Annotated in this window: 5 protein-coding genes; 2 read left to right on the top strand and 3 right to left on the bottom strand. The window is 50.9% G+C overall.

What is annotated here, in order from left to right:
- From VFE46_00640 to VFE46_00630, 3 genes are all read right to left on the bottom strand, one after another.
- The coding region (locus VFE46_00640; GenBank protein ID HZZ26482.1) for an SDR family NAD(P)-dependent oxidoreductase at positions 1-250 on the bottom strand (250 nt) is incomplete at its 3' end.
- 658 nt (positions 251-908) lie between these two features.
- The gene (locus VFE46_00635; protein HZZ26481.1) at positions 909-1,766 is read right to left on the bottom strand and encodes a YihY/virulence factor BrkB family protein; all 858 of its coding nucleotides are present in this window, start codon (positions 1,764-1,766) and stop codon (positions 909-911) included.
- Positions 1,767-1,835: 69 nt separating this feature from the next.
- Positions 1,836-2,273, bottom strand: coding sequence for a hypothetical protein (locus tag VFE46_00630; GenBank protein ID HZZ26480.1), 438 nt, complete (start codon positions 2,271-2,273; stop codon positions 1,836-1,838).
- A 12-nt stretch (positions 2,274-2,285) separates the two neighbouring features.
- Between VFE46_00630 and VFE46_00625 the strand changes: the two genes are divergently transcribed.
- Together VFE46_00625 and VFE46_00620 are read left to right on the top strand one after the other, a co-directional pair.
- Positions 2,286-3,101 (top strand): SRPBCC family protein, encoded by an 816-nt coding sequence (locus tag VFE46_00625; GenBank protein ID HZZ26479.1) that lies wholly within the window; start codon positions 2,286-2,288, stop codon positions 3,099-3,101.
- Between the two features lie 177 nt (positions 3,102-3,278).
- On the top strand, positions 3,279-4,703 hold a 1,425-nt coding region (locus tag VFE46_00620), incomplete at its 3' end, for a PQQ-dependent dehydrogenase, methanol/ethanol family (protein HZZ26478.1).

Below are 4,703 nucleotides of genomic sequence, written 5' to 3'. Positions count from 1 at the left end.
TGCCAGCGTTGTTGACAATCGCATCGATCGTTTCCCAGCGGTCCTTAGCCGCTGCAACAAATTTTTTAACTTGACACTCGGACGTAATGTCGCAGCTCTGCCCAAAAACTTCGCTGGAATACACACGCAGTTCGTCAACCGCTATATCGACGTCCGCTTCCGTGCGAGCACAAATACCAACCCTTGCCCCGTACTGAGCCCATAGGCGGGCCATTTCCAACCCCAGGCCGCGCGATCCGCCGGTGATCAAAACGGTCTTACCGTTCCACTTGCGGTCTATGCTGCTGTTCCTAGAAGCTCTCATTCGTCACGCTCAACCGTGTGCCGGCGTCCCGCGGCGCGAAGGCTATCGTTAACCCAATCCGCTGGACGTGCCTGTAATCACTATTACCTGCCGGTCGAAGGATCTTAGCTTGATGCTCACGGATGCTTCCCTCTTTCGGGCAATAACGCGATCAGCAGCCGGCCCCAAAACCGCAAAACCGGGCTAGCAAATCTAGGACTGGCCGCAACATGTTTAACTCAGTTGTGTCTGTGAAGCGCAATCGCCATTTAAATTTAGTTCGAGCATTATTCGACCACCCGGAGAGCCTTGAACACAGCGTCCGTTGACTCGGCGATACAAAAAGCCATTGGAAAGCTGATAGCAGGTCAGGCCCACATAAATAATCTGCGCGGCGTTGATTCGCATCCCATAGTCGTATTGGAGGCCAACCGTATCGCCGATTTTTAGGTCTTGGAAGCTCATGGGGGACCTGTCTTCTGAATGGTTTGCAAAGGATGCAATTCCTATACCCTTAGCGTGGAATAGCTCGGCGACCTTCCCTGCAGCGTTAGCAAGCCGAGTTAGGAAATGCACGCATTGGCCATTTCATTACGATCGAAAGTCGGTCCAATCGACGAGATGATCATTTGCGACTATCAGGACTTGATGCGGAATAAGTGCGAGCATGAATCTTCGTGAATTCCGCACCGAGGAAAAGAATTTGCGCTGAATAATAGACCCACACCAGAAGAACGACAAACGAACCGGCGGCTCCGTACGACGAGGCAACCGCAGATTGACCGAGATATAGTCCGATTAGATATTTTCCGATCGTGAATAATCCGGCAGTCGCAATGGCGCCGATCCAGACATCCTTCCAACGAATTTCGACATCTGGAAGTATTTTAAAAATCAGCGCAAAAAGTAACGCCGTAATAACAAATGAAATCAGTTGATGAATGCTTTGCATTAACCAGATCGGCAGGGGCACCGACGCTGAGAGCGATTTAGTGGCTGCCGCGAGTGCGGCACTGACTACAAGCGAAATCAAAAGCAGAAACCCTGTTCCTAGCACCATCGCAAATGACAAGAAGCGATTCTTGACGTTCTGCCAAAACCCGGCGACCGTTTGGTCGACGTGCCAAATGGAATTCAAGGAACTTTGCAATTCACCAAATACTCCGGAAGCACCAAACAGAAGGACAACCATCGCGCAGATCGTAGCGATTATGCCTTCCGCCGGTTTGTCGGCACTGGCAACCAGCCCGGCCACTGCCTGGGCGCCTTGTTCGCCAATCAGTTCTCGGAGTTGACTATTCAATGCCCCCGTTGCCGCGTCTTTTCCGAAGATTAGACTAGCCCCCGCGAGAACTATCACGATTAAGGGCGCAATCGAGAAACCCGCGTAATATGCTAGCGCGGCTCCCAATCGCGGGGCATTGTCTTGCGACCATTCTGAGAACAGCTCCTTTATCCAATGCCAATACGTTTTCGTAGACATCCACGTCACCCGAAAGTTGGCACATCCACATGTTTGTCCGGTTTTTTACAGAAAGTAACCATCGACTGCTCATTCATAACGACCTCGCTTGTATTGTCGAATTAGCCGAGCGGTTTTTTGTTTCGTCAACTTTCGGTCTCGGTGTTGGAGAAGCTTCGAGGTTGGAATGACCTGCTCCATCAGGTCCCCTTGAACTTTTACCAAGTCAGCTTCTTCGAGGCGCTTGAGAGTGGTTTTGAGGCGTCCTGGCGTCGTTTTGAACTCTCGAGCGAAGTCTTCAACCGAACAACAATCGCCGTCGTGAAAGGCAATTGAATTCATGAGGCGGGTGACAATTTGCTGAGCGCGGCCTCGGAGAGTGTTAAATCGCAGTTTTGGTTGCTTACGGCTCATAGCATCCAGGAATTGCAAAAGTTGGACCGCGATCGCAAAGCCATGCTCTAGCAGGCATAGGAGTTGCACGCCAGCAATAGGTCCCCCAAACTCACGAATCGTACCACTGCGCATCAGGTAATTCTTTTGAAACCGAAACCTTTGATATTTTGGATGTTTGCAACTGTTGGAACCGTTGGCATTGCTAGTGCCTTGGTGCGGACACGTACAAAGAAAAAATCTCTAAGCGCGGGGCCTTCCCATTCCAAAAGCTCGTTGGCCATTCTGGTAAGATCGCTGGGGCGAATGGGGGCTGGGTTAACTGGACCGGCATTAGTTATCCATTTTTTGAGAAATCGATCGCCATTCTCCTTAGCCTTAGGGGCCCTGGGTCTCGGAATATCCGGTCGAGGAACGATCAAAGTTAAGTCACAAAAGCTCTTGCATAGCTCTGCGCATGCCCATCCAGTAGACACTCGCAAGGGGATGATCATCCATGCCCCCATCACCGAAGTCTACGACCTGCTTAGCAATCCGGAAAACTACCCGCGTTTCAGCGACATTTTCGCCGAAGCCCGTGAACTCGCGGATGACCATTACCAAAAAGTGTTGCTTTTGCCCGGTGGGTTAAAAGTTTTCTTTGACGAGCTTATCACTCGTCGTATCCCGAATAAACTTGTAGCATCTAGGAGTGGACCGGATTCACAGATCAAGTTCACGAAGGAAGCACGTTTCAAATCTTTGCAATCCAACCGCACAAAGGTTCAATTCTGGCTTCGGTATTATCCGCCGGCGGGGATTATTGGACACACAGCGGCTAAATTGTTTGGTTATGATCCTCAGGCCTTATTGGAAGACTTACTTCAGCGGGCCAAACTGTTTCTAGAAACGGGTCGGCAGCCGGAAGACGCGACAGATCACGCCACTCCTGAACGACCGCCGGTAAAAAGCGTTGGTATTTAACTAAAGCCAGCCAGTCGCACATCGCGCTCAAGAATTGGCTGATAATCGTTCAGAGTGCTCGTATTCGGCCCAAAGTTTCCGCTTGGGTAACGAGGCACCGGCAAATCTAAGTTCCGGCGCAGCTCTTGCTACCGTACGGGCCATTCTTTTCTTGTCGTGTTTGCTAAGTGGATAAAAATGATGAAAACGTGCGTCGTTTTGCTGGCGGCTTGTTTGGGTTTCATTAGTGCCATAGCAATTGCCGCCGATGTTCCCCCATTTCGCAATACGGATGATCTCGAAGACGGCCAGTGGCTCACGGCTTCAAAGGATTATGCCAATACCCGCTATAGCGGATTGAAAGAAATCACGCCGGAAAATGTTGGCCAGCTTCAGGTCGCGTGGACTTTTTCTACAGGTGTCAACCGCGGGCAGGAAGCGGCGCCATTGGTGGTGGGGGACACAATGTATGTCATCGCGCCATTTCCAAACATTTTGTACGCTCTCGACTTAAAAAATGAAGGCGCGATGAAATGGAAATATGAGCCTCACCCTTCGGCCATTGCCCAAGGCGTTATCTGCTGCGATTTCATTACGCGCGGCTGTGCATATGCCGATGGAAAAGTGATTATCAACACTCTTGACGACTACACAATCGGAGTCGACGCAAATACAGGCAAAGAACTCTGGAAGACGAAGCTCGGTGAAGTAACGACGGGGGAAACGATGGCGATGGCCCCGCTCATTGTCAAAGGACGTGCTTTGGTCGGCAATGGGGCTGCTGACTTTGGCGTGCGCGGATGGCTGGCGGCTGTTGATATCAAAAATGGAAACATCGATTGGCGGGCCTGGAGCACGGGACCGGACAAAGATTGCTTAATAGGCGACGAGTTCAAACCATTTTATGAAAATGATCGTGGCAAAGACCTAGGCGTCAAATCGTGGCCGCCTGGCAAATGGGAAATTGGCGGCGGTCGTGTGTGGGCTTGGATTTCGTATGATTCCGAGTTGGATTTGATTTATTACGGAACGTCGAATCCCGCACCCTGGAATTCCGACGTGCGTCCCGGCGACAACAAATGGACATCGGGGATCTTTGCACGTCGACCGAGCGATGGCCAAGCAAAGTGGTTTTATCAATGTAGCCCGCACGATCTTTGGGATCACGATGCGGTGAACGAATGCGTGCTGCTTGATTTACAAATCGGCGGCATCACGCGCAAAGTAATGGTGCACCCTGATCGCAACGGTTATGTGTATGTCATTGACCGTGCAACCGGTGAAGTGCTTTCGGCCACCCCATTCTGCCGGATCACGACGAGTAAAGGCGTCGATTTGAAGACCGGCCGCTTAATTCGCGTCGAAGAAAAAAATCCGGCAGTTGGTAAAGTGGTTCATGATGCAGCACCGAGCGCTCCCGGAGGCAAAGATTGGTGTCCTTCTGCTTATTCTCCACACACAGGCCTCTTGTACATGCCCCACTTGAACATGTCGATGGATTATGAAGAACAGGATGTCAACTACATTGCGGGCACACCTTATTTAGGAATCGAAGAAAAGTTTTATGCTGGACCAGAGGGCAACTTGGGGGAGTTCACCGCTTGGGATCCTGTTAAAGCCGAT

The organism is Pirellulales bacterium (assembly GCA_035656635.1).
Classification (GTDB): Bacteria; Planctomycetota; Planctomycetia; order Pirellulales; family JADZDJ01; genus DATJYL01.
The sequence above is the reverse complement of the archived record's forward strand: the minus strand, read 5'-3'. Positions and strand labels throughout refer to the sequence as shown.

Excerpts from the sequence above, each read along its gene's own strand:
- VFE46_00630 (HZZ26480.1), bottom strand. The coding sequence starts at position 2,273 with ATGCGCAGTGGTACGATTCGTGAGTTTGGGGGACCTATTGCTGGCGTG.
- VFE46_00635 (HZZ26481.1), bottom strand. The coding sequence starts at position 1,766 with ATGTCTACGAAAACGTATTGGCATTGGATAAAGGAGCTGTTCTCAGAA.